Annotated in this window: 21 protein-coding genes; 7 read left to right on the top strand and 14 right to left on the bottom strand. The window is 71.9% G+C overall.

Features of this window, described 5'->3' with window-relative positions:
- Positions 1-87 precede the first annotated feature (87 nt).
- A complete protein-coding gene (locus ACX80N_RS10830; RefSeq protein WP_105030591.1) occupies positions 88-759 on the top strand; it encodes a potassium channel family protein in 672 nt (223 codons plus the stop codon).
- Positions 759-1,436, top strand: a complete 678-nt coding sequence (locus ACX80N_RS10835; RefSeq protein WP_459339397.1) for a potassium channel family protein — start codon at positions 759-761, stop codon at positions 1,434-1,436. The genes ACX80N_RS10830 and ACX80N_RS10835 overlap by 1 nt, the downstream gene beginning before the upstream one ends.
- A 55-nt stretch (positions 1,437-1,491) precedes the next feature.
- Here the strand turns inward: ACX80N_RS10835 and ACX80N_RS10840 are convergent, their stop codons facing one another.
- The 4 genes from ACX80N_RS10840 to dut form a co-directional block, all read right to left on the bottom strand.
- A complete protein-coding gene (locus ACX80N_RS10840) occupies positions 1,492-2,283 on the bottom strand; it encodes a DUF3159 domain-containing protein (protein WP_459339398.1) in 792 nt (263 codons plus the stop codon).
- Positions 2,284-2,297: 14 nt separating this feature from the next.
- Complete coding sequence (locus tag ACX80N_RS10845) at positions 2,298-2,720, bottom strand: hypothetical protein (RefSeq protein WP_459339399.1); 423 nt, start codon at positions 2,718-2,720, stop codon at positions 2,298-2,300.
- A 5-nt stretch (positions 2,721-2,725) separates the two neighbouring features.
- Positions 2,726-3,556 carry a DUF3710 domain-containing protein gene (locus ACX80N_RS10850; protein ID WP_459339400.1) on the bottom strand — a complete coding sequence of 277 codons (831 nt, stop codon included), beginning with the start codon at positions 3,554-3,556 and terminating at the stop codon, positions 2,726-2,728.
- Positions 3,557-3,630: 74 nt separating this feature from the next.
- On the bottom strand, positions 3,631-4,131 hold the full coding sequence (dut, locus tag ACX80N_RS10855; protein ID WP_459339401.1) for a dUTP diphosphatase: 501 nt from the start codon (positions 4,129-4,131) through the stop codon (positions 3,631-3,633).
- Positions 4,132-4,247: 116 nt separating this feature from the next.
- On the opposite strand from dut, the gene ACX80N_RS10860 reads away from it, so the two are divergent.
- Positions 4,248-4,724 (top strand): DUF3093 domain-containing protein, encoded by a 477-nt coding sequence (locus ACX80N_RS10860; protein WP_105030499.1) that lies wholly within the window; start codon positions 4,248-4,250, stop codon positions 4,722-4,724.
- 12 nt (positions 4,725-4,736) lie between these two features.
- On the opposite strand, the gene ACX80N_RS10865 is transcribed toward ACX80N_RS10860, so the two are convergent.
- A complete protein-coding gene (locus ACX80N_RS10865) occupies positions 4,737-5,075 on the bottom strand; it encodes a DUF4193 family protein (protein ID WP_459339402.1) in 339 nt (112 codons plus the stop codon).
- A gap of 194 nt (positions 5,076-5,269) precedes the next feature.
- Between ACX80N_RS10865 and sepH the strand changes: the two genes are divergently transcribed.
- Positions 5,270-6,583: a septation protein SepH gene (gene sepH / locus ACX80N_RS10870; protein WP_459339403.1), complete on the top strand. Its 1,314-nt coding sequence runs from the start codon at positions 5,270-5,272 to the stop codon at positions 6,581-6,583.
- Here sepH and ACX80N_RS10875 read toward each other — a convergent pair.
- From ACX80N_RS10875 to ACX80N_RS10895, 5 genes are read right to left on the bottom strand one after another with little or no spacing between them, the layout of a single operon-like run.
- The gene (locus ACX80N_RS10875) at positions 6,580-6,768 is read right to left on the bottom strand and encodes a hypothetical protein (protein ID WP_459339404.1); all 189 of its coding nucleotides are present in this window, start codon (positions 6,766-6,768) and stop codon (positions 6,580-6,582) included. The two genes, sepH and ACX80N_RS10875, sit on opposite strands and share 4 nt — an antisense overlap.
- On the bottom strand, positions 6,765-7,604 hold the full coding sequence (locus tag ACX80N_RS10880) for a thymidine kinase (RefSeq protein WP_459339405.1): 840 nt from the start codon (positions 7,602-7,604) through the stop codon (positions 6,765-6,767). The genes ACX80N_RS10875 and ACX80N_RS10880 overlap by 4 nt, the downstream gene beginning before the upstream one ends.
- Entirely contained in the window at positions 7,597-8,796 is a 1,200-nt protein-coding gene (locus tag ACX80N_RS10885) for an alkaline phosphatase family protein (RefSeq protein WP_459339406.1), read from the bottom strand. Before ACX80N_RS10885 ends, ACX80N_RS10880 begins: the two co-directional genes overlap by 8 nt.
- Before the next feature lie 2 nt (positions 8,797-8,798).
- Entirely contained in the window at positions 8,799-9,476 is a 678-nt protein-coding gene (locus ACX80N_RS10890) for a DUF5998 family protein (RefSeq protein WP_105030502.1), read from the bottom strand.
- A 48-nt stretch (positions 9,477-9,524) separates the two neighbouring features.
- On the bottom strand, positions 9,525-12,350 hold the full coding sequence (locus tag ACX80N_RS10895; protein WP_459339407.1) for a bifunctional acetate--CoA ligase family protein/GNAT family N-acetyltransferase: 2,826 nt from the start codon (positions 12,348-12,350) through the stop codon (positions 9,525-9,527).
- Positions 12,351-12,463: 113 nt separating this feature from the next.
- Between ACX80N_RS10895 and ACX80N_RS10900 the strand changes: the two genes are divergently transcribed.
- Positions 12,464-15,094, top strand: coding sequence for a DNA gyrase/topoisomerase IV subunit A (locus ACX80N_RS10900; RefSeq protein WP_459339408.1), 2,631 nt, complete (start codon positions 12,464-12,466; stop codon positions 15,092-15,094).
- A 44-nt stretch (positions 15,095-15,138) separates the two neighbouring features.
- Here the strand turns inward: ACX80N_RS10900 and ACX80N_RS10905 are convergent, their stop codons facing one another.
- The 4 genes from ACX80N_RS10905 to ACX80N_RS10920 form a co-directional block, all read right to left on the bottom strand.
- Entirely contained in the window at positions 15,139-16,191 is a 1,053-nt protein-coding gene (locus ACX80N_RS10905; RefSeq protein ID WP_459339409.1) for a GNAT family N-acetyltransferase, read from the bottom strand.
- Between the two features lie 40 nt (positions 16,192-16,231).
- A complete protein-coding gene (cydC, locus tag ACX80N_RS10910; protein ID WP_459339410.1) occupies positions 16,232-19,864 on the bottom strand; it encodes a thiol reductant ABC exporter subunit CydC in 3,633 nt (1,210 codons plus the stop codon).
- Positions 19,861-20,883: a cytochrome d ubiquinol oxidase subunit II gene (gene cydB, locus ACX80N_RS10915; RefSeq protein ID WP_459339411.1), complete on the bottom strand. Its 1,023-nt coding sequence runs from the start codon at positions 20,881-20,883 to the stop codon at positions 19,861-19,863. Before cydB ends, cydC begins: the two co-directional genes overlap by 4 nt.
- A gap of 147 nt (positions 20,884-21,030) precedes the next feature.
- The gene (locus ACX80N_RS10920; RefSeq protein ID WP_459339412.1) at positions 21,031-22,605 is read right to left on the bottom strand and encodes a cytochrome ubiquinol oxidase subunit I; all 1,575 of its coding nucleotides are present in this window, start codon (positions 22,603-22,605) and stop codon (positions 21,031-21,033) included.
- 222 nt (positions 22,606-22,827) lie between these two features.
- Here ACX80N_RS10920 and ACX80N_RS10925 point away from each other — a divergent pair, with 222 nt between their 5' ends.
- Together ACX80N_RS10925 and ACX80N_RS10930 are read left to right on the top strand one after the other, a co-directional pair.
- Positions 22,828-23,196 (top strand): BlaI/MecI/CopY family transcriptional regulator, encoded by a 369-nt coding sequence (locus ACX80N_RS10925; protein ID WP_105030508.1) that lies wholly within the window; start codon positions 22,828-22,830, stop codon positions 23,194-23,196.
- Between the two features lie 7 nt (positions 23,197-23,203).
- Positions 23,204-24,199: a M56 family metallopeptidase gene (locus ACX80N_RS10930; protein WP_459339413.1), complete on the top strand. Its 996-nt coding sequence runs from the start codon at positions 23,204-23,206 to the stop codon at positions 24,197-24,199.
- The last annotated feature ends 77 nt before the right edge of the window (positions 24,200-24,276 follow it).

Raw genomic sequence — 24,276 nt, forward strand, 5'->3', positions numbered from 1 at the left:
GCGCCCAGCCACTAGGCTTGGTGCTGGTACGGCACGGGACGGCATGGTCGGCAGCAGGATCTACAGCAGGAATCAGGGGTGCCCTCGGTGGCTCATTTCGTGATCATGGGGTGCGGCAGGGTGGGCGTCAGCCTGGCGCACACGCTCGACGAGTCCGGGCACTCCGTGGCGATCATCGACCAGGACGACCGTGCGTTCCGCCGGCTGCGCTCCTCGTTCGGCGGGCGGAAGGTCACGGGTGTCGGCTTCGACCGGGAGACGCTCAAGCACGCCGAGATCGAGACCGCCTACGCCTTCGCCGCCGTCTCCAGCGGTGACAACTCGAACATCCTCGCCACGCGCGTGGCGAGGGAGACGTTCCACGTACCGCACGTCGTCGCCCGTATCTACGATCCGGGGCGCGCCGAGATCTACCAGCGCCTCGGCATCCCCACGGTGGCCGCGGTCCGCTGGAGCGCCGACCAGGTGCTGCGGCGGATCCTGCCCGAGCAGACCATCAACGGCGACTTCCGGGAGACCTCGGGCCGGCTGATCCTCGCCGAGCTCGCACTCGCCGACGCCTGGCTCGGCAGGTCCCTGAGGAGCATCGAGGCCGCGAGCGGCGTGCGGATCGCCTACGTCACGCGCTTCGGCGAGGGCATCCTGCCCACGGCCGGGACGAGCTACCAGCAGGGTGACACCCTGCACGCCATGATGAGGACGACGGCGACGGACGAGATCACGCGCATCCTCGCCGCGGCGCCGAAGGAGGAGGACTGATGAGGGTCGTCATCGCCGGGGCAGGGAGCGTGGGATCCTCGATCGCGCGGGAACTGCTCGGCAACAAGCACGAGATCCTGCTGATCGACGAGAAGCCGGAGGCCATCGGCCGCAGCGGCCTCAAGGGCGCCAAGTGGCTGATCGGCGACGCCTGCGAGTTGACCACGCTCAAAGACGCCCGCCTCGACGAGGCCGACGTCGTGGTCTCGGCGACGGGCGACGACAAGGTGAACCTGGTGGTGTCGCTGCTCGCCAAGAGCGAGTTCGGGGTGGGGCGCACGGTGGGCCGGGTGAACAACCCGAAGAACGACTGGATGTTCGACGACTCCTGGGGCGTGGACGTGGCCGTCAACACCCCGCGCCTGATGACCGCCCTCGTCGAGGAAGCCGTGGAGGTGGGCGACCTCGTCCGCCTGCTGACGCTGCAGACCGGGGTGTCCTCGATCGTCGAGTTCACCGTCCCCGCGGACTCCCCCCTGGTCGGCAGCACGATCGGCTCCATCGCCCTTCCCCAGGACTGCGCCGTCGTGGCCGTGCTGCGCGACGACTCCCCCGTCACGCCGAGCCCTGACGACGTCGTCGAGGGCGGCGACGAGATGTTCTTCCTCGCGGCGATCGCCGCGGAGGACGACCTCCGGATCGCCCTCTCCGCCCGCAGCGACGGGCCCGAGGACTAGCCGCCGGGTCACCGGTCGGAGGCTTCGCGACGCCGACCCGACGCTCAGCGGCTCCCTAGTCCGCCGTCCCGGAACCGGAGGCTGCGCCTGCCGGCACGGCGGGCCGGGACACGACCCACGCGAGCCAGAGACCGAGCGCGTAGAGCGGCAGGCCCATCGCCACACGCGTGGAGCCGAGGGCCGCGACGTTCTCCGCGAGGTACAGCGGCACCTGCACCACGAGGCGCAGCGCGAGGACCGTGACGATGATCCAGGTCGCCACGCCGTAGGCGCGGACGCGTGCAGCATCCTTGCGCCACTCGATGCCCTCGTTGCGGATGAAACCGAACAGGAGTCCGGCGAAGGGCCACCGGAACACCACCGAGGCCACCATCGCCACGATGTAGCCGGCGTTGATGAAGAACCCGGGGAGGAAGAAGTCCTCGGCGTTGCCGGTACGCAGCGCCACGAACGCGCAGACCGCGACCCCGATCAGCCCGGCCACGGCCTGGGTGACGGGTGTCCGCGAGACGAGCCGCACCACGGTGAAGACCGCCGAGACGGCCAGCGCCGCGATCAGCGAGACCTGGAGGTCCGTGGTGAAGGTGAAGAGCACCGTGAACACGAGCCCCGGGCCGATGCTCTCCGCCAGCCCCTGCACGCCGCCGATCGAGGACAGCACGTCGATCTGGCCGGAGTCGCCGCGACGCACCCCGGACTTCGCCGCGTACTGCGTCGCGAGGTCCGCCGCCGACGGGCCCGCCTGCTCGCCGGCCGGTGCAGCGGCCGTGGGACGGGCACCCGGGCCGGCGCCGCCCGCGGCGGGCACGGGCTGCCCGGCCTCCGGCTCGTCGATGGGATGGCTCATGTCTGGTTGCTCATTCAGTACTCCTCGGGACGTCCGATGATCTCGTAGCGCGGGTTGTACACGGTGGGGGTGCCCCCGACGCGGCTCAGCATCCCCTCGAACCGCAGCGCGACACCGGCCTCGATGCCGGGGACGCGCCGCTGACCCATCCACATGAGCCGCACGTCCTCCTGCGTGCCGTTCCACTCGATCCTCGCGAGGACGGCGAACGACGGCGGGGCCGTGACGGGGGCGATGGTGATCCTGGCGACGACACCACGTGCCTTGATCCTGCCGCGCTGCGGCAGGGGTGCAGGAGCGCCGGACGCCGCCGGGCCCGCGGCCACGTCCGGCCCGGACGAGGCCGCGCGGCGGGGGTTCGCCTGCGATGCGGGTACGGAGCGGCCCGCCGGGCCCTGGGGATCGGCGGGACCGGGGGCGTACTGCCGCGCGGTCATGGGCTCTAGCGGGTCTCGGTGATCTCGGGACCGCGCTCGAGAGGGTTCAGGTCCGGGCGCGCGGGGGCGGGGGCTGCGGGAGGGCCGGCTGCGGCGTCCTTCGGCAGCTTGAGCGGCAGCAGCTCGCGTGGCGGGAGGGGGTGCTCGCCGCGCACCACCACGACGCTGCGGAAGAGCGCCTCGATGGGCGCTGCGGCGTTCTGGTCGAGCGCTGCGGGACCGCCGAACACACCGCGGAGGAACCAGCGCGGACCGTTGACACCGACGAAGCGGGCCACGCGGTAGCCCGCCTGGCCGTCCGGGGTCTGCGCGGGAAGTTTCGCCAGCAGCTCGGTCCCGAGGCGTCCGGGCCGCTCCTCCACGGTGCCGCCCTGCGCGCCCACCGAGGCGCCGATCTGCTCCCGGATCTCGTCCCAGAGTCCTTCGGTCTTCGGGGCGGCGAAGGCCTGCAGCTGCAGCGTCGAGCCGCCGAGGTCCAGTGTCACGGCGATGACACGCTTGCTGCGCTCCTCGACTTCGAGGCGGAGCTGCAGGCCCTCGGCCGCGTTGATCCGCAGGGCGCCCAGGTCGATGTATCCGCTCGCCGTGTCCTGCTCTGCGGCGTCGAACGGTCCGAGCGTGCCCCGGGCGTAGTCGGCGCTGGAGACGTGGCCGGCGGGCACGCGGGGGACATCGGCGCCGGGCCGGCCCTCCGTGCTCCCGGTGGCGTCCCCGGCGCCCGCGGTCGCCGTCGTGTCTCCGGCGTTCGGAGCCTCCGCGGCGTCGGCCGGCGCGTCCTGCATCGGGGACGCGTCGGCGTCGTCCTGCTTCTTCTTCCTGAGGCGCCCAAAAGCCATGTCCGGGGTCCTTTCCTGATTACGTGGTCGGGGAGGTGTGTCGTGGGGCGTGCTGCGTGGCCCGCAGGGCGGGTTCAGCCGCCCTCGGGGATGCCGACGGCCGTCAGCGTGGCGTCGGGTGTCGTGAATCCGCCGGTCGAGCCGAATCCACCCGTGCCGCGGACGCTCGCCGGCAGCTCGTGCACCACGGAGAAGCGGGCGTGTTCGACGCGCTGGATGACCAGCTGCGCGATGCGGTCGCCGCGCGTGAGGCGGACGGTCTCGTTGGGGTCGGTGTTGAGGAGGCAGACCTTGATCTCTCCGCGGTAGCCGGCGTCGATGGTGCCGGGGGCGTTGACGATGGTCACTCCGTGTCGCGCGGCGAGACCGGAGCGCGGGTGGACGAGGCCCACGTAGCCGGTGGGCAGCGCCATCGCCACACCCGTGGGGACCAGCTCACGCGCGCCCGGCGCCAGCACGACGTCGACGGCGGTCCGGAGGTCCGCGCCCGCGTCGCCGTCCGTGGCATAGGCGGGGGGCTCCAGGCCGTCGTCGAGCATCAAGATCTGGACCGGGAGGTCCTGCTGTGTACCCATTGACCGCATCTCCCACGCAAGCTATCCGGTTACCAGCCCCCCACTTTAGCGCCTTTGCCTCGGCGTCGGCGGCGGCCCGGGATGAGTCAGCGGACAAATGGTGGAATGCTGGTGTCATGTCCAGCGCGCCAGGGGAAGCCCCCCGGAACACCCCCGACCAGGCCGTCCTCTACGAGGAGCGCCTGTGGCCGTCCCCGTGGATCTGGCTGATCGCCGCGGGCTTCTCCTCGGCCACGATCGTGATGTTCGCGCCCATCTCGGCGGAGGTCGGCTTCGGCGCCGCAGCCGTCACCGCGATCATCGTTTTCACGCTGCTCATCCTGTCGACACCGCGCATCACGGTCACCGCGACCACCCTGACCGTGGGCCGCGCGAGCATCGAGCGGGCCTATCTCGGGGCGGTGGACTGGTTCACCGGCGACGACGCCACCTACCAGCGCGGTCCGGGCCTGAACGGCCTCGCCTACCTCTGCATCCGGGGATGGATCTCCCCCGTGGTGCGTATCGAGGTCACGGACCCAGCGGACCGCACGCCCTACTGGCTCGCGTCCTCGCGCAACCCGGAGCGTCTCGTCGCCGCGCTCGCCCGCTGACGCACCTCGCGCTCAGCCCTCGCAGTCCATGCAGTAGAGCTTCCCGGCCCGGTCCAGGGCGATCTGCGAGCGGTGGCGCACGAGGAAGCACGATGCGCAGGTGAACTCGTCGGCCTGCGCCGCGAGGATCTGCACCGAGATCTCCTCGCTGGAGAGGTCGGCTCCGGGCAGGTCGAACGAGTCGGCGGCCTCGATCTCGTCCTCGTCGACCGGCGGCGTCATCAGCGCCGTCGCCGAAGCCGTCATCGGGCCGGACCCGGGCGCGGTCCGCCGGACCCCGTGCTGCCGGAGGTGCCCCGGGTCGCGGGATGCTCCGTCATCGCCCGCTGCGTGCTGTGCCTGGTGTTCCATCGCCATACCTGCCTCTTTCCCCCGTCATCGACCCCCGCCCTCCGGACGGGTTCCATCGGAATCGCATAACGCGGAAACCGCCGGATTTGTGCCCGCCGCCGCTGCGACGTGCGCCACGCCTTCGCGCGTAGTAGGAATGGCCGCCATTCAATGGCACAGTTTCCCCTAGGAATTATTGTCGGCTGGAGGATTCGATGCAGGAGTTACGCCTGGTGGGTGTGGATGGCGAACATCTGCTGTTGAGCGGCGAGGAGGGCACGTCCTACCGGCTGCCCGTCGACGACGCACTGCGCACCGCGAGCACCGCCGGAGCCTCGCCGGCCCCCGCGCCGCCGCAGGCCGCTCCCCGCCAGAAGCCTGCCAAGGCCCCGGTCCCCCTGACGCCCCGCGACATCCAGGCGCGCATCCGCGCAGGTGCGACGGCGGAGCAGGTCGCCGCCGAGTCCGGGCTCGAACTGTCCCACGTGCAGCGGTACGAGGGCCCGGTCCGCGCCGAGCGCGACTACGTGGCGTACCTCGCGCAGCGCGTCGAGGTCGCGACCCCCCTGCCGAGCCACGACGGCTACCGCTCCGCCTTCGGCGACAACCCCGCCCTGCTCGGGGACATGGTGACATTCCGGGTGCGCAGCTACGGGATGGACCCGGCGTCGCTCGAGTGGGATTCCTGGCGGCGCCAGGACGGCTCGTGGCACGTCGAGGCGTCCTTCGACCTGCCCGACGGTTCGACGGTGGACCTCGGGGAGGAGCCCCCCGCGCAGTGGACGTACAACCCGACCCGGAAGACGGTCGCCAACGGCAACCGGTGGGCGCAGGTGCTCAGCGAACTGGAGCCGCTCGACGGCCCGCTGCCCTCCCGCCGGCTCAGCGCCGTCGCGGACCGCGTCTTCGACTTCGAGGCGGAGGCCGAGGAGGCCCCCGAGACCCCGCCGGCGGATCAGGACGGCCTGCTGGACGTGCTCCGCTCACGGCGCGGCCAGCGCCTCGGAGCCGACGAGGACGGCGATGACGCCCTCGCCGAGCTCCTGAGCCGCGGCGGTATCCCCGCCGCCCACCCCAGGAACGCCGAGGGCACCGACGACGAGCAGGAGGACGAGGACGTCCCCGTGCCCGGTCTCTCGCTGGCGCCCCGCACGGCGGACGGCGACGACGTCTTGGGCGCGGCGCAGGACGCCACGCTCCACGAGGACGGCACCCCGAGACTCTACGACGGCGTCAGCACCGAGACCCGGGAGATCAGCATCTTCGCGCAGCCCGCGCGCCGGCTGCAGCCGCCCGCTCCGGAGACGCAGGACCCCGGCGCTCCGGCAGCGGGAAGGGCATCCGGTCGCGGCGCGGCCGCGGCGGCCTCCGACGACTCCGGGCAGGACACGGGCGGGGACGCGGCCAAGGAGGCGGCGAAGGACACGGCGAAGACCGGCACCGAGGCGTCGGCGGAGCGCCGGCCCAAGCCCAAGCGGTCGAGCGTCCCGAGCTGGGACGACATCGTCTTCGGACGCAAGGGCGACTAGCGGCGCCCGGTCCTGCGGGGAGGTCGGTGTCCGCCGTCGCGGCTACGGGCGACGGCGGCTCCCAGGGCCACCCCTGCCAGCGCCCAGAAGGCTCCGGCCCCCACACCCGCCAGGACGATCCAGAACGGAACCCTCAGGGGGTCGTGGTCGCTCCGCTCTGCGGCTTCGGCACCCGTGTGCGTCATCGTCGGAGTCTGCCGGATCCCTGCTTCGATTCGAAGGGCAGCGGCATCTCGTTGGAGTAGAGCGACGGCGACGTCCTGGAGGTCTGCCGGCGCATATGGTGCCGTCGGCACAGCGTCTCGTAACCGACCACCGGTTCGCGGCGGGTATCGGTGAGCGGTTCCCGGCGGTGGTCGGGCGCCCGGCCGGGCGTGCGGTCAGGTTTGGTGTCGGGCACCGGTTCGAGCACGGCGTCCAAGACCGGCTCCCGCACCCCCTCGAGCGCGGCATCGAGCGCGGACCCGAGCACCGCATCGGGGTCACCGGGCTGGTCGACGTCCCCGACCACCATCTGGTCGCCCTCGACGACCATGACGCCGTCCACCGTCCGGGCGTTGTGGGTAGCCCGCTTGCCGCACCAGCACAGGGCCTCGACCTGCAGGACCTGCACGCGGTCTGCGAGCTCGATGAGGCGCTGCGACCCGGGGAACAGCCTGGTGCGGAAGTCCGAGGTGATGCCGAAACTGAAGACGTCGATGTTCATCTCGTCCACGACGCGCGCCAGCTGGTCGATCTGGTCGGTCGTGTAGAACTGGGCCTCGTCGCAGATGATGTAGTCGATCCGGGCCCCCATGGTCTGCCGGACGGTCAGTTCCACCCAGAAGTCGGTGTCCGGGAACACCTCGACGGCGGACACCTGCAGTCCCAGGCGGCTCGAGATCGTCGACTCCCCGGCGCGGTCGTGGGAGCTGAACAGCAGCCCCTTCCGCCCGCGGGCCTTGTGGTTGTGGTCCATCTGCAGGGCGAGGGTGGATTTCCCGCAGTCCATGGTGCCCGAGAAGAACAGGAGCTCAGCCACGTCCGGCCCCCCTGCCGCTCCGGCGCCTGGGACCGGCGGGCTTGTTCAGCGTCAGCAGCGGGATGTCGCGCTCGGCCCGGGTGAGGGAGCCGTGCTGCCCCACCATCTCGAACGCGCCGGCCTGGACGCGCCGTCCGTCGATGAGGGCGATCGGCTCGCGCGCCAGGACGAGGATGTCCCCGATGCGGGGCAGGACGGCGTCGTCCACGGTTCCGAAGTAACCCTGGGCCACGGCTTCCTCCCGCGTGAGGATCCAGGCACGGGAACCGAACGCCTCGTGCCAGCGCGCGGCCAGCGCGTCGCGGCCTTCCGCGGGGACACCGGGGTCGAGGTAGAGGTGGAGCATGCGCGGTTCGCCGGCCGTGTGGGCGACGCCCTCCAGCAGGTCCTCGCGTTCCGAGTAGTCGATGCGCCCCGACGGCGGGACGTCCACCATGCCGTGGTCCGCCGTCAGCAGCAGCAGGGTGTCCGGCGGCACCCTGCGGGCCAGGAGCTTCAGGGCGGCGTCGAGGTCCTCCAGGGCGCGCACCCACTCCGGGGAGTCGATCCCGTACCGGTGACCGGCCTTGTCGAGGTCGTTGACGTAGAAGTACATGAGCATCATGGGCGTCTTCGCCAGGTGCTCCGCGGCGGCATCGATCCGCGCGTGGATGGTGCCTGCGCCGACGAAGGTGGCGCCGCGCAGGGCCGCCCGCGTCATCGGCGAGTCCTCGAAGCGCGGCTGGCTGACCGTGACCACCGGCAGGTGCGCGGACACCCGCTCGAAGACCGTGGGGTGCGGCTGCCACGCGAGGGGATCGACGCCGGCGTCCCAGTGGCCGAGCATGTTGACCACGCGGTCCTGAGCGGGATCGAGGACGTCGTACCCCACCATCCCGTGCTGTCCGGGCGCCAGTCCGGTCCCGACGCTGGCCAGCGATGCCGCCGTCGTGGAGGGGAACGCGGAGGAGAGGATGCGGGCGGAGTCGAGGCTCTCGCGCAGGAAGGGCGCGTGTGCCGCGTACTTCCGCAGCAGCGACATGCCGAGGCCGTCCACCATGACGATGGCGATCCGGCGGGAGGCCGGCAGCGCCAGGGCGTTGTGGAAGCCGTCGACGCCGAGCGCCACGGCTGCGCTGGGCATCACCTCGGCGACCGTGGAGGCACCGTAGAGGGGCGGAGCCGGGAGGGGCTCCTTGTGCGGGAGGGCCACCGCTACTGCTGGTGGTGGGCCCGGTTGAACCGTCCGCCGAAGCCCGGCTGGCGCCGGGTCGTCGCCTCGGGTGCGCCGATGTACCCGCCGATCGCGGGGCTCGCCGTGTTGGCCTTGCGCAGCGCCCGGGCGAACGCCTTCGCGTTCTGCACCGCCTGCGCGCCGTCGGCCTCGGCGCTGACGCGGAGCACGATGTCCTCCTGCGCCACGGTGCCGGTAAGGCCGTGGTCGGCGTCGCACTGGGGGTCGCCGCAGCTGGCGGGGCCGATGTCGAGGCGCTGGCCGCCGGACCAGGCGATCGCGAGCGTCATCTCGCGGACGGGGTCGCTGGGCTTGTAGTCCTGCGGCTGGGCGTAGAGGTAGCTGAGCACCACCGAGCGGATCTGGCTGACGGGGACGGATTCGGTGGAGATCTGCGCCATGACCTGCTCACCCGCGTCGTCGAGCTGCTGGTCGTCCACGTGCGTGATGACGAGCATGTCCTCCGTGAGCACGAGCACGGTGATGTGCCGGTGCACCTCGGTGCGCTCGAAGTGCGTCTCGAGATGCGCGACGTGGGACAGCGGCTCGCGCCCGTCGAGGGCGTCGTGGACGACGTCGGCCACGAGGCGTGGGTAGAAGCCGGCCCGCTCGAGCGATGCATCGAGGTCACGCCACTGGGCGGAAAGCGATGGGGTCATGCCCCCAGTTTCCCCCACCGGCCCGGGTTGTGCCTAACCCGCGACGCGTCAGTCGCGCATGGCGCGGCGGGCGCTGTCCGTGCGCCGCTGGGGGTTCCCGACGTCGATCACGGCGCTGAGCACGGTGAGGCCCGACGACGCGACGAGCACGGGGTTGAACTCGAGCCGCGCGATCTCGGGATGATGGTCCTTCAGCAGCGCCACGCGGGCCACGAGGTCCTCCACGGCCGCGACGTCCGCCGGCGGCAGGCCCTGGTAGCCGAAGAGCTTGCGGGACGCGCGCGGTGCCCGGACGAGGTCCGCGATGTCTCCCGTGCTCAGCGGCGGGACGGCGTGGGCCCAGTCGTCGAGGAGGTTGACGGAGTCTCCCGCGAGGCCGAAGGACAGCACCGGGCCGAGGAGCGGGTCCTCGATGGCCCGGATGCTGCACGCCTGGCCGGAGGGGGCCATCGACTGCACCTCCATGCCGAAGCTGCCGAAGGGCGCGAGCACCTTCTCCATCCGCGTGATGTTGCGCCGCAGGGACTCGGCGTCGTCGATGTTCAGTCGCACGCCGCCGAGATCGAGGCGGTGCCTCAGGTGCTCGTCCATGGTCTTCAGTGCCACCGGCCAGCCCAGGCGGCCGGCCTGCTCGACGGCGTCGTCGGCGGACGAGAAACGGGCCGAGGGCAGGAGCCGGATGCCGTAGGCACCCATCAGGGCGGTGCATTCGTCCGGCGTGAGCCGCGTGAGCTCGATGTCCGCGACACGCGTCCGGATCTCCGCCAGGATCCGGGAGGCCTCGTCGGCGTCGACGCCGTCGGGGTCAAGGAACTCGCCGTGATCCCGGGCGCGCCACTGCGCGTACCTGACGACGGCGCCCAGTGCCGCGAGCGCGGCTCCCGGGCTCGGGAAGCAGGGCAGGCCGCGCTGCAGGGGCAGGACGGCGGCGGTCTCGCGTTCGGCGGTACCCGCGCCCGCCGGCGCCGCGGGTGCGCCGGCGTCGAGCGGCCCCTGGACGGTATCAACGCCGTCCTGCTCCGCATCCTGCCCGGGGTGCTGCGCGTGGGCTCGGGACAGGGTCGGCGCCGACACGAGCCCGTCGAGCTGCAGGCGGACGTCCAGGATGCCCGTGAACGAGGCGACGACCGGCTTGCCCGCCCGCTCCGCGCACTCCTGCAGGCATGCTGCGATCGCCTCCGCCGTCAGGCCTCGGGCCGGCAGGGTGGTCACGACGGCGGCGTGGACCGACTCCTCGCCCAGCGCGTCCCCCACAGCCGCGGCGAGGGCGGGCAGGGCCACGGACTGTCCGGTGTCGAGCTGCAGGCCGGTCTCCAGCCGCGCGACCGTCATGCCCTGCGAGGCGACGCCGTCCGCCACCACCTTGCCGAGCGCCGACGAGTTGCTGAACACGGCCACGCCGGTACCCTGCGGCAGGGGCTGGCTCGCGACGATCTGCGCGATGTCCATGAGCTGCTCGGTCGTCTCGACCCTCATCACCCCGGACTGGCGGAGCATCGAGTCGAGGGCGCCGGGCGGCGCCTCGGTGGTCCGGACGGCGTGGCCGGGCGGCAGCTGCAGGCCGGTCACGTCGGATTTCGCGACGATGACGGGCTTCGTCCTGGCCAGTCGGCGGGCGATGCGCGAGAACTTCCTCGGGTTGCCGATCGATTCGAAGTACAGGCCGACGGCGCGGGTGCCCGCGTCGTCCTCCCAGAACTGCATGGCGTCGTTCCCCGAGACGTCCGCGCGGTTGCCCGCCGAGATCACCGAGGACACCCCGAGCCCGCGGCGGTGGGCGCTCGCGTACAGGAGCACGCCGAGGCCCGCCGACTGGCTGAAGAGCGACAGCGCCCCCCGGCGGGGCAGGTCCGGTGCCATCGAGGCGTTCAGGCGGACCGCCGGGTCCGTGTTGACGAGGCCCAGCGAGGCGGGCCCCACCACGCGCATGCCGTGCGCCCTGGCCTTGTGCACCAGGGCGCGCTGCCGGGCGAGCCCGTCGTCGCCGTCGTCGGCGTAGCCCGCCGTCGCCACCAGCAGTCCCTTGACCCCGGCCCGCGCGCAGTCGTCCACCACCGCGTCCACCTGGTCGTGCGGCACGGCCACGACGGCGAGATCCACGGGTTCGGGGACCTCGGCCAGCGAGGCGTGGGAGATCATGCCGTGCAGCTCGAAGGCCTCCGGGTTCACCGCGTACACGTGGCCCGTGAACCCGCCGTCGGTGAGGTGTTCGAGCAGGGCGTAGCCCACGGTGCCCCACTCCCGGCTCGCGCCGATCACGGCGACCGACGACGGCGTCAGCAGCTCCTTCATGCTCCTGGCCTCCGCGCGGTGCTCGCGCGCCTCCATCACGGCCTGCGACCTCCGCGTGGGGTCGATGTCGAAGCTCAGCATCACCACGCCGTCGTCGAAGTGCCGCTCCACCTCGTACCCGGCCTCGGCGAAGACCGTGATCATCTTGCGGTTCTCGGGCAGCACCTCGGCGGAGAAGCGCCGGATGCCGTTCTCGCGGGCGGCGGCGGCCAGGTGCTCGAGCAGGATGGAGCCGACGCCGCGGCCCTGGTGGTGGTCCGAGACGTTGAAGGCGACCTCGGCCTCGTGCGGGTCGTCGAGGCGGTCGTAGCGGCCGATGCCGATGATGTCCGCGCCGCGGGTGATGACGAAGGCCACGCGGTCGCGGTGGTCCACCTCGGTGAAGCGCTTGAGCTCCTTCGCGCTGAGCTTGGCCTTGTACGTGAAGAAGCGCAGGTAGATGGAGTTCTGCGACTGGCGGACGTGGAAGGCCTGGACCGCGTCCGCGTCCAGCGGTGAGATGGGGCGCAGGTGCCCGGTCCCGCCGTCCCGCAGGACGACATCAGCCTCCCAGTATTCCGGGTATTGTCCGTCCGTCGCCATAGACTCAGGGTAGTCGGCATTGCTTCGGGCCCGGGTCGGGCCGCCGCCGGACGCGCGGAGATGCGCCGACCACCCCATCCGATCACCTGAGTTGTTGAGGAACCGCGACGCACATGGCCAGGCGCCAGAACTCCGCACCGCCGGAGGATTTCACCGAGAAGATCATCGACATCGACGTCGAAGCCGAGATGGAGGAGTCCTTCCTGGAGTACGCGTACTCCGTGATCTACTCGCGCGCCCTCCCCGATGCGCGGGACGGCCTGAAGCCGGTGCAGCGGCGCATCCTGTACATGATGACGGACATGGGCCTGCGCCCGGACCGCGGTCACGTGAAGTCCGCGCGCGTGGTCGGCGAGGTCATGGGCAAGCTGCACCCGCACGGCGACACCGCCATCTACGACGCCATGGTGCGCATGGCCCAGGACTTCTCGCTCCGGCTCCCCCTGATCGACGGGCACGGCAACTTCGGCTCCCTCGACGACGGTCCCGCCGCGCCGCGCTACACCGAGGCCCGCCTCGCGCCGTCGGCACTGGCCATGACCAGCCACCTCGACGAGGACGTCGTCGATTTCATCCCGAGCTACGACAACGAGCACACCCAGCCCGAGGTGCTGCCGGCGGCTTTCCCGAACCTGCTCGTCAACGGCGCCAGCGGGATCGCGGTCGGCATGGCCACGAACATGCCGCCGCACAACCTCGGCGAGGTCGTCGCGGCGGCCCGCCACCTCATCGCGCACCCGGATGCCTCGCTCGAGGACCTGACGCGTTTCGTCCCCGGACCGGACCTGCCGAGCGGCGGCAAGATCGTGGGCCTCGACGGCGTGCGCGACGCCTACGCGACGGGCCGCGGCTCCTTCAAGACCCGCGCCACCGTGACGGTGGAGCAGCTGTCGGCGCGGCGCACGGGCCTCGTGGTCACCGAACTGCCGTACACGGTGGGACCGGAGAAGGTGATCGAGCGCATCAAGGACGCCGTCACCGCCAAGAAGCTGCAGGGCATCTCCGACATCGTGGACCTGACGGACCGGACCCACGGCCTCCGCCTGGTGATCGAGCTGAAGAACGGCTTCAACCCGAACGCCGTGCTCGCCCAGCTCTACCGCTTCACGCCCATGGAGGACTCGTTCGGGATCAACAACGTGGCGCTCGTGGACGGGCAGCCGCGCACGCTGGGACTCCGGGAACTCCTGCAGGTCTACGTGTCCCACCGGATCCTCGTGGTCCGACGCCGCACCTCCTACCGGCTGCGGCGCAAGCGTGACCGCCTGCACCTGGTCGAGGGCCTGCTCGTCGCGATCGTGGACATCGACGAGGTCATCCAGATCATCCGGTCCTCCGACGAGTCGGCAGCCGCCCGCGAGCGGCTCATGGCGATCTACGACCTCACCGAGATCCAGGCGAACTACATCCTCGAACTCCGCCTGCGGCAGCTCACCCGGTACTCGCGGATCGAGCTGGAGAAGGAGCAGGAGCAGCTCCGCCGGGAGATCGCCGAGCTGGAGGCCATCCTCGGATCCGAGGAACGCCTGCGCACCCTCGTGTCCGACGAGCTCGCCGAACTGGCAGAGCAGTTCGCCACACCGCGCCGGACGGTCCTGCTGGAGTCCGAGGCCGCGGCCCCGCTGAAGGGGTCCACACTGCCCGCCCCTGCCGGCAAGGGCACCAAGGCGGTGATGCCGCTCGAGATCGCCGACGACCCCTGCTGGGTGCTGCTCTCGGCGTCCGGGCAGCTCGCTCGCACCTCCGACCGCCAGCCCCTGGGTGACGGGCAGCGGATCAAGCACGACGCCTTCCGGTCCGTGCTGCCCTCGACGGCCCGCGGAGAGGTGGCGGCCGTGACCTCCGCCGGCCGGATGATCCGCCTCCAGGTCATGGACATGCCCGCCCTGCCCCCCACCGCCGGGGTGCCGAACCTCGCGGGCGGCGTGCCGTCGTCGGAGTTCATCACGCTCGACCGCGGCGAGAGCCTCGTGGGACTGGCACCGCTGAACGGCGTGGTGGCCCTCGGGACGTCCCAGGGCGTCGTCAAGCGCGTCCAGGCGGACCACCCGCTGAACCGCGACGACTGGGAGGTCATCGCGCTCAAGCCCAAGGACAGGGTGGTGGGTGTCGCCTCCGCCTCGGACTCCGACGATCTCGTGTTCATCACGCGCCTCGCGCAACTGCTGCGCTTCCCGGCGTCGGCGGTGCGCCCGCAGGGCAGGACGGCGGGCGGCATGGCGGGCATCAAGCTCGCCGCCGGGGACGCCGTACTGCACTTCGGCGCGGTGGCGCCCGGAGACGAGCAGGGCGTGGTGGTGACGGTCGCCGCGGCCGGGAACGCCCTGCCCGGCACCGCCGCCGGATCGGCGAAGATCACCGAGTTCTCCGAATACCCGATCAAGGGCCGGGCCACCGCGGGCGTGCGGGCGCACCGTTTCCTGCGCGGCGAGGACGCGCTGTCGCTGGCCTGGGCCGGGCACGGTCCGGCGCGGGCGGCGTCGGCGAACGGCGTGGCACGGGCGCTGCCCACCGAGCACGGTCGCCGCGACGGCTCGGGTGTGCCGCTCACCCAGCAGATCGACGCCGTGGGTCCGAACCTGGCCGGGCTCATCGAGGCGTCACGCCCGGTGGTGCCGGCCGGGTCGGCGGGCCCGGCGGCGTCGGACGCCTCCGTCGCCGGGGTGCGGCTCGTGGACGGATCCGCATCGGATTCTTCCGTCTCTCAGGACGGGTCCGACGACGGTCAGGGCACGCTGCTCTAGCGTCCCCACCGGCAGGCACCCGCGCCGGGCGCCCGCCACGCCGGTCAGTCAGCCTCGGCGGTGAGGGGCAGGTCGAAGACGATCACGCGCTGCGTCGGCACGTAGCCCATGCGCTCGTACAGCCCGAGGGCTCCCGAAGGGTTCTCGGTGTCGACGCCCAGACCCGCGTTGTCCATCCCGGCGGCCCGGTAGCGCTTCATCGCCTCGGCCAGAAGCGCCGGGGCCAATCCGCGGCCGCGCCAGGTCCGCCGCACACCCAGCAGGTCCGTGTACCCCTCCGCGTGGCCCAGCAGTTCCGGGGAGTCGGGGTCGAAGCTGGCCAACTGGTAGGCCGCCACCTCGCCCGTCGCCGGGTCCAGGAGCGCCAGACTCCAGTCGGCGCGGAATTCAGGATGGGTGACGGTGAACTGCCACGACTCCTGGTCGCGCGGCTCGCTCCCCCAGTGGTCCTGGAAGGCGTCGTTGTGGGCGAGGCGGACCAGTTCCGTGATGTTCCGGTGGGCACCCTCGGCGAAGCTCAGGAGCTCCAGCTCCGGCGGGAAGGGCAGGTCGGGGATCGGCTGGTCCAGCGGCCTCGTCATCTCGGTGAAGTACCGCACGATGGTGCTCCCGCTCGCCCTGAGCAGGGCCAGGTGCGACGGATTGCGTTCCTCGACGTAGTTCCTGAAGGTCCCCTCCGCCTGGCCGGTCTCGCGCAGACGCTCGCGTGCCCGCAGCACCTGCCAGGCGAGGACGGCCCGCCCGATGCCCCGTCCGCGCCACTGCGGGTCCACACCGCCGCCACCGTGGACGAGCGAGGACCCCGTGTTCATCGACAGGCGGCCGAAGGCGCGGGGCGTACCGTCCCCGTCGAACCCTGCGACGGTGTCGCGGCGCGGGTCGTTCTTGGAGGCCCGCAGTGCCTGCTCGAGGTCGGCCCGCTGCTCCACCCAGTCCGGCTCGTCGACGGCCGCGATGCGGCGGACCAGCGCGAGCCAGCCGTCGATGTCGGCGTAGGTGAGCGGACGCCACTGCAGCATCCCGGGCAGCGTCGGGGTCTCGGGTGCTGCAGCGCTCCCGGTGTCGGGATGCTGCCCGGGCGTGTCGGAGGTACTCATGATCCCAGCGTATGGCAGGGCGGTCCGCCCGTGCGGAGCGTTACGCGCAGGAGGGGACGGCGGCCCGCAGCTCGACCATGGCGTCGCACAGCATCGCCTCATCGGCGTCGTGCGTCACCAGCAGGACCGCCGTGCCGGTCAGTCCGCGCCGCAGGTCCTCGAGCAGTGAACGGGCGCCCTCGGCGTCGAGGTGCGCGGTGGGCTCGTCGAGGAGGAGGACGCCGGAGCGTGTCAGCAGTGCTCGCGCGACGGCGAGCCGCTGCCGCTGCCCGCCGGACAGCCGCGATCCCCCGGCACCGACCTGCGCGTCCAGGCCGTCCTCGAGACCGGACACCAGCGGCGTGAGTCCCACCGCGCGGAGGGCTCCCTCGAGCTCGTCGTCGGTCGCCGCATCCCCGGCGGACCGCGCGAGCTGCAGGTTGGAACGCAGACTCGAGTTGAACAGGTGGCTCTCCTGCGGGCACCAGGCGACGAACGGCGCCGCCCCGTCGGGGACCTGCATGCCGTCCGCGAGCAGCCGTCCCTGCTCGAGCGGCAGGAACCCTGCCAGGGCTCCGATCAGGGTCGACTTCCCGCTGCCGGACGGGCCGGTGAGGGCCGTCCAGGTCCCCGGGGCGAGGTGCAGGTCCACGTCGGTGACCACCGGCCGGCCGGGTTCGTACCCTACTCCTGCGCCTTCCAGGTCCAGCCGCCTCACCGGTACCAGGGCCGGTCCGTCACCGTCGGCCACGGGGGCATCCCCGTCCTGCGGCGGCGCGAGCATCGGGAGGATGCGGCGGGCGACGGCGGACAGCGGGCCCCAGTGCTGCACGGCCGATGCACCGGCGACGAAGGGCTCGACCAGCGCGAGCTGCATGAGCACGAGCACCGCCGTCGTGTCCGCGGGCAGGGCGGCCGAGTGCACGAGGATGCCGAGCGACGCGGTGCAGCACGCGGCGATGATCAGCGCGGTCGCTGCTCCCGCGGCGGCTGCCGACCGGCGTGCGGCAGCCGATGCCGCACGGTCCAGGCGGCGCGTCGACTCCAGTGCGGCCCGGTGCGCTCCGTTCACCCGGAGGTCGGGCGCTGCCGCCAGCAGGCCGGTGACCCGCGCGAGGGCGTCCGCGCGTACCTGCACGGCCGCGGACCCCGCCGCCCGCTCGCGGAGCACGGCCACGACGGGAGCGACGACGACGGCCACGCCGACCGCCAGAGCCTGCCAGCCCAGGGATGCGGGGTGCAGGACGGCGGTCGTGACGAGTGCCGCGAGTCCGGTGAGCACCGCCGTGAGGAACGGCAGCAGGGCCCTGGACGAGAGGTCCCGCAGTTCGTCGATGTCGCCGACGAGCCGCTCGACGCCGCCGGACCCGCGGGCCAGGGTCCGCCACGAGGACCCCGATCGGAGGAGTCCGGTCCACAGGCGCAGGCGTGTGTCGTCGGCCCGGTGGAACACGGCGCGGTGCAGCCAGAGGCGTTCCTCGTAGCGCAGGAGGGACCGCCCGATCCCGAAGAACCGGACACCGACGATGGCGGTGAGCAGGTACAGGATCGGCGGCTGCTCGGCGGCGCGCACGATCAGCCAGCCGCTCAGGGCGGTGAGTGCGACGGCGAAGACCGAGGCGCCGAGACCGAGCGCCGCCGCGGCAGCGAAGCGACGGTCCCAGGGCCGCACGAGGGCGAGGACGTCGCGCCCCGACCGGAGGAGGGAGACCTCCCGGGTCGGTCCTGTAGGGCTCTCCTCCCCCGGCGCGGTGTCACCGGGTACGGGAGCGGGCCGGGCGGCGGGCGGCGCGGTGCGCGGCGCCACCTGGTGTCCGGCAGCGTGCCGTGCGGTGTCCGGTGCGCCGGTGTGCGGTCCGGTCGCGTCCGATGAGGTCGCGTGCGGTCCGGCGAGCTCGCGGGCATGCGTGAGAACTGGCTGAGCACGGAGAGCCACTGATCGGTATCCCGCAGTGAGCACACCGACCGGGGCGAGCGCGTCGACCCGCTGCGCGTCGAGGCGTACCTCGGCGGTGGCGATGGCTGCCGTCTCGTCGTCGTGCGCGATCAGCAGGACCGTGAGCCCCGGCCGGCGTGCCTCGATGGCCGAGCGGATGGCACGCGACGCGTCCGGGTCCACGTGGGCCGTCGGTTCGTCGAGCAGCAGGAGGCCCACCGACGGATCCTGCGCCCTCGACAGTGCGCGGGCGACGGCGACACGCCGCAGTTCCCCCGGGCTCAACTGCCCGGTGTGCCGGTCGGCCAGTCCTGCGGCGCCGACGGCGTCGAGCTGGTGGTCGATGGCAGGGGCGTCCTCGTCGAGTCCGCCGTACAGGGCCAGCTCCGCGCGGACCGTCTCCGTCAGGAGCGCCGGATGCTGCGGCACCCACGCGACGCCCTCCGGCAGGCCCGTGATGCGTCCTTCCGTCCGGAGCCCGGCCGGGACTGCCGCTCCCCCGGCCAGCACGCGCATGAGCGTCGACTTGCCCGACCCGCTGGGGCCGCGGAGGGCCACGACGGAGCCCCGCTCGACGACGAACGAGACGTCCGCGAGGACCGGCTCGAGCAGGCCGTCGTAGCGCGCGGTCAGCCCCTCGATCCGGAGGTCGCCGCCCGCTCGGGCAGCGACCACCGCTCGGGCAGCCTCCGGGTCGGGAACGACGCCGGCCGGATCCTCCACCGGCGGCACGACGGCGGCCGGACCCGCCGCAGGAGCCTCGATGACCGCACGCACGCGCGCTCCGGCTTCCTCGCCGTCCTCGCTGGCGTGGTGCGCGGCGCCGACGTCGCGGAGCGGGCCGTAGCACTCCGGTGCCAGGATCAGCGCGATCAGGGCCGTCTCCAGCCCCAGGTCGCCGTGGATCAGGCGGACCCCGGCGAACACCGCGACGACGGCCACCGAGATGGTACTGATGAGTTCGAGGGCGAGGGAGGAGAGGAACACCGTGCGCAGCGTCGTCATGGTGCGGGAGGTGTACGCACCGGCGATGTCACGCAGCGCCCGCGTCTGCTCCGCCGCACGCCCGAGGCCCACGAGGACCGGGAGCCCCCGGGCGAGCTCGAGGAGGTGGTCGGACAGGCGTCCTAGGGCCGCGGCCGCCTGCTGCGTGCGCTCCTGCGTGTGCAGGCCGATCAGGGCCATGAACACGGGCACCAGCGGCACCGTGAGGACGATGATGAGGGCGCTGACCCAATCGGCCGCGAGGACCCGGACGCCGACGAGCAGTGGCACCACGGCGCACGTGATCAGTGCGGGCAGATACTGCGTGTAGTACTTGTCGAGGCCGTCGATACCGCGGGTGAGCAGCACCGCGAGGGACCCCTGGCCGCTGCCGGGTGCGGCCGCGGACGTGGTGCCTCCGTCGTCGAGCACGCGCAGCAGCGCGGCCTCCCGCAGCCGCTCCTTCACGCCGACGGCGAGGCGCGCGGCGGTGGCGTCCTGACCCCAGGCGGCGACGGTACGCAGGACCGCGCCGAGGACGCCCTGGAGCAGGACCGCGCGGACGTCCAGCGACCCTGCCGCGAGAGAGGCGATACCCAGGGCGAGTGCCTGGGCCATGAGCACGAGTCCTCCGGCGCGGGCTGCGGCGAGCACCCCGAGGAGATACACGGCCGACGTCGACCCTGCGGCCCCGGCCGGTCCGCCCGATGTCAGCACGGCCAGGGGGCTGCGACGGGACGCCGCGGGGCCGGGTGTCCCGCCGGCGGCGCTCACAGGGCCACCACGGGGTGTGCCTTGGGGATGCTCGCCTCGGACACGCGCCGCCGGAAGACCCAGTACGTCCACGCCTGGTACGCGAGCACGAGCGGCAGGCCGAAGCACGCGACGATGCTCATCAGGCCGAGTGTGTAGGGCGAGGACGAGGCGTTCTGGACCGTCAGGTCGAAAGCGCCGTCCAGGGTCGAGGGCAGCACGACCGGGAACACCGCGGCGAAGATCGACCCGACGAGCGCGAGCATCCCGACGCCGAGGGCGGCGAACGCGCGGCCGTCCCGGCCGCCGGCTGCGGACCGGTAGGACGCCGCGAGTGCCGCGACGGCGAGGACCACGGCGAGCCGGGTGAGGGTCGATCCCGAGTCCACCTGCACGAGGAGCGCCCACCCCAGGAACGGGAGCATCGCGACGGGCAGGAGCCGGCGGAACAGGCGCTCCGCCTGGCCCCGCACACCGCCCTCGGTCTTCAGCGCGATGAACGCGGCGGCATGGACGAGGCAGAACAGCACGACGGCGGCGGCCCCGAGGAGCGCCGGTGCCGTGGCCCACGCGAGGGCGCCTCCCACGCGATTGCCGTCGGCGTCGAGCGGCAGTCCCGTCGTCGTCAGTGCCAGGGCCGCGCCGATCCCGGCCGCCGCGGTGAAGGACCCGACGGCGATGGCCCAGTCCCACCGGGTGCGCCATGCGTCGCTGTCGCGCTTGCCGCGCCACTCGAAGGCGACGGCGCGGAAGATCAGGCCGAGCAGCACGAGGAGGAAGGGCAGGTAGAGCGCCGACAGCAGTGAGGCGTACCAGTGCGGGAAGGCGGCGAACATGGCACCGACGGCCGTGATGAGCCACACCTCGTTGCCGTCCCAGACCGGGCCGACCGTGTTGAGCAGCACGCGCCGCTGGGTGTCGTTGCGGGCCATGAGCTTCATGAGCATGCCCACGCCCAGATCGAACCCCTCGAGGAAGAGGTAACCGGCCCACAGCACGGCGATCAGGACGAACCAGAGCGTAGGCAGGGCCTCGGTCATCGTGGAGCCTTCCAGTCGTTCGGAATCGGGGAAACAGGGCGTGACGGCGGCGCGGTCCTGCGGCCGATGGCCGGACCGGTGGCCGGGCCCGCCACCGGTCTGCCGGCCGGGTCCGCCGTGCCGCGTGCGCCCGGGCCGGCCGCCGGGTCAGTAGGCGAAGGCGAGGACATCGCCGTCGTCCTTCCCGCCGGCGCCTGGAGCGGAGTCGTCGTCGGAATGCGCCAGCTCCGGCATCGCGGAGGCGGTGCCACCGCGGACGTAGGTGAACAGGAGCTTCACCTCGACCACGAGCAGGACGGCGTACACGGTGGTCAGCGCCACGAGCGAGAGGATCAGCTCGGCGACGGTGACGCCGGGTGAGACGGCCGCGGCAGTGAACATGAAGACGCTGTCGACGCCCGAGAAATCGGGATTGGGTGCGACGACGAACGGCTGACGGCCCATCTCGGTGAAGATCCAGCCCGCGGCATTGGCACCGAAGGGTGCGAGGATCCCGAACACCGCGAGGCGCATGAGCCAGCGGGACTCCGGGACCGTCCCCCTGCGGAGGACCCAGAGGGCCGCCCCTGCCGCGGCCGCGGCGATCGCGCCGAAACCGATCATGATGCGGAACCCCCAGTAGGTGACCTCCATGACGGGTAGGTAGTCGATCTCCGTGCCCGCGCGCTCGCCGTACATCGGATCATCAGGGAGCGTGGTGCCGTACTTCTCCTGGTACTCGGGTAGGAGGGTGTTCACGCCCTTGACCTCGGTGGTGAAGTCGCCGTTGGCGAGGAAGGAGAGCACGCCGGGGACCTCGATGACCGCTGTGATGTCGTCGCAGCTCTGCGCGCCGAGGTTGCCGACGGACAGGAGGGAGAATCCGGTGCCGTCGTGGCAGGCGGCCTCGGCGGCCGCCATCTTCATGGGCTGCTGGTCGAACATCAGCTTGCCCTGCAGGTCACCCGTGATGCCCGTGCCGGCGAAGGCGATCATGGCGACGACGGCGCCGGCCCGCGCGGAGCGGAGCCAGACCCGGTGGTCCACGGCGTCGCGGGCACCGGCCGGATCACCGACGGTGAGGGTGCCGTCCGCTGCGAGGATGTCGAGGCCGTCGTGGCGCCGCCGCCACAGGTGGTACCAGCTGATACCGAGGAGGAACGCGCCGGCCACCGAGAGGGCACCGAAGAGCGTGTGCGGGAAGGCGACGAGGGCGGTGTTGTTGGTGAAGACCGCCCAGGCGTCCACCATCACCGGCCTGCCGTCCACCACCTCGACGCCCACGGGGTGCTGCATCCAGGAGTTGGCGACGAGGATGAAGTAGGCGGAGAAGACCGAGGCGAGGACGGCGGCCCAGAGGGACAGCAGGTGGATCAGCCGGGGAAGGCGGTTCCAGCCGAAGATCCAGAGACCGAGGAAGGTCGACTCGACGAAGAAGGCCAGGAGTGCCTCCATCGCCAGGGGCGCCCCGAAGACGTCCCCGACGAAGCGGCTGTACTCGCTCCAGGCCATGCCGAACTGGAACTCCTGCACGAGGCCGGTGGCCACGCCCATGATGAAGTTGATGAGGAACAGCTTCCCCCAGAACTTCGTCATGCGGAGGTAGTGCTCCCTGCCCGTGCGGTGCCAGGCGGTCTGCATCAGGGCGACCAGGAGACCGAGCCCGATGGTGAGCGGAACCATGAGGAAGTGGTAGACGGTGGTGATCCCGAACTGCCATCTGGCAATCTCCAGAGCTTCCATCAGACCCTTTCAGCTGTGCCGTCCAGCGACGGGAGCAAACTTCTACAAGCGGTAGAAAACTTTCTTCTACACATCGTAAAACAAACGCAGGATCTTTTCTACGTGGAGTAGAAATGTTCGCCCAGAGGCGGTAGGTTGGATACACCACCCTTGGTGGCTCCCTCCGGGGAGCGGGCCGGGATCCGCGGCGGATCGCGGTCGTGCATTAATCGAAGGAAGAACATGGCAACACTCGGAGACCTCGAACGCACAGTGATGGACCTGCTGTGGGCAACGCCGGAAGCGATGACCGCCAACCGGCTCCGGGACGCGATCGCCGAGGCGCCCTCGGGTGAAGTCGGCCGCGAGCTCGCCGTCACCACCGTCCTCACGGTGCTGTCACGCCTCGAGAAGAAGGGCCTGGTGGAGCGGGAGCGCGACAGCCGCCCGCACCGCTACAGGTCCGTCACGAGCCGCGAGGACCACACGGCGGAACTCATGCACGAAGTGCTCGTCACGGCACCCGACCGCGAAGCCGTCCTCGCGCGATTCATCGGCAGCGTCACCGCGTCCGAGGCCGAGACCCTCCGTAAGTTGCTCGGCGGCAGCTGACCCACCGGTGTTCTGGGCCTCCTACCTGCTCGCGGCACTCGCGATCATCCTCGCGTGGCCCGCTCCCATCGCGCTCTCCCGCGCCGCGTGGCCTGCCCGGGCGCCGTTCACCGCAATGGTGCTGTGGCAGTCGATCGCGCTCGCCGGCGGGCTGTCCATGATCGGGGCGATGCTCGTCTGGGGCCTCGAGCCGCTCGGTGACAACCTCGTATCCGCCTCGGCCGGCTTCTTCAGCATCCTGTTCGACGACGACTCCGCCCAGACCCTCGGCGTGATCCACGTCTTCGCCATCAGTGCCGCGACCCTGCTGTTCGGCCACCTCGTCTTCACCCTGGCACTGACGTTCGTGCGCATCCGGCGGCAGCGCAGCCGTCACCGGGACATGCTCAACCTGCTGAGCTCCCCCGCCGCCGACCAGCCGGCAACACTGGTGATCAGCCACCCCGCGCCCGTCGCATACTGCCTGCCCGGCGGCGCGCGCTCCGTGACGGTCATGTCGGACGGACTCATGGACCTCCTGAGTCGCGCGGAGCTCGACGCCGTCCTGACCCACGAGAACGCACATCTCCATCAGCGCCACCACCTGCTGCTGTGGGCCTTCGCCGCATGGCGCGCGGCGCTGCCGTGGCTCCCCACCTCCCAGCTGGCCCAGCGTTCGGTCAGCGAACTGATCGAGATGCTGGCCGACGACGAGGCCCTGCGCCACGTGGACGAACCCACGCTCGTCCGTGCCATCGCCATCGTGGGGTCCGGCGCGCTCCCGTCACCGGCCGACGCACTGGACGACCCCCTGGGCGAGGAGGGCCGGGGCGGGCCGGTGCCCGGGGCGTCCGACGTCTCCGGCGGCGCCGCCGATGCCCGGTCCACGGCGCACAGGCTCCGACGGCTGCTCACTCCCCTGCCGCCGCTGAACCGGATCCAGCAGGGCCTGGCCCTGTCCACCGCCGGGATGCTGCTGGTGGTTCCGCCCGTGCTGCTGGTCGCCCCCGAGCTCCTGGGCTGAACGCAGCACCGGCGCTACCCATAGCACCCCGACGCTCCGGCGCTTCCGCCACCATGGTGCCCGGTGCCGGCGGAGGA

Source organism: Arthrobacter sp. MDT2-16 (assembly GCF_054510925.1).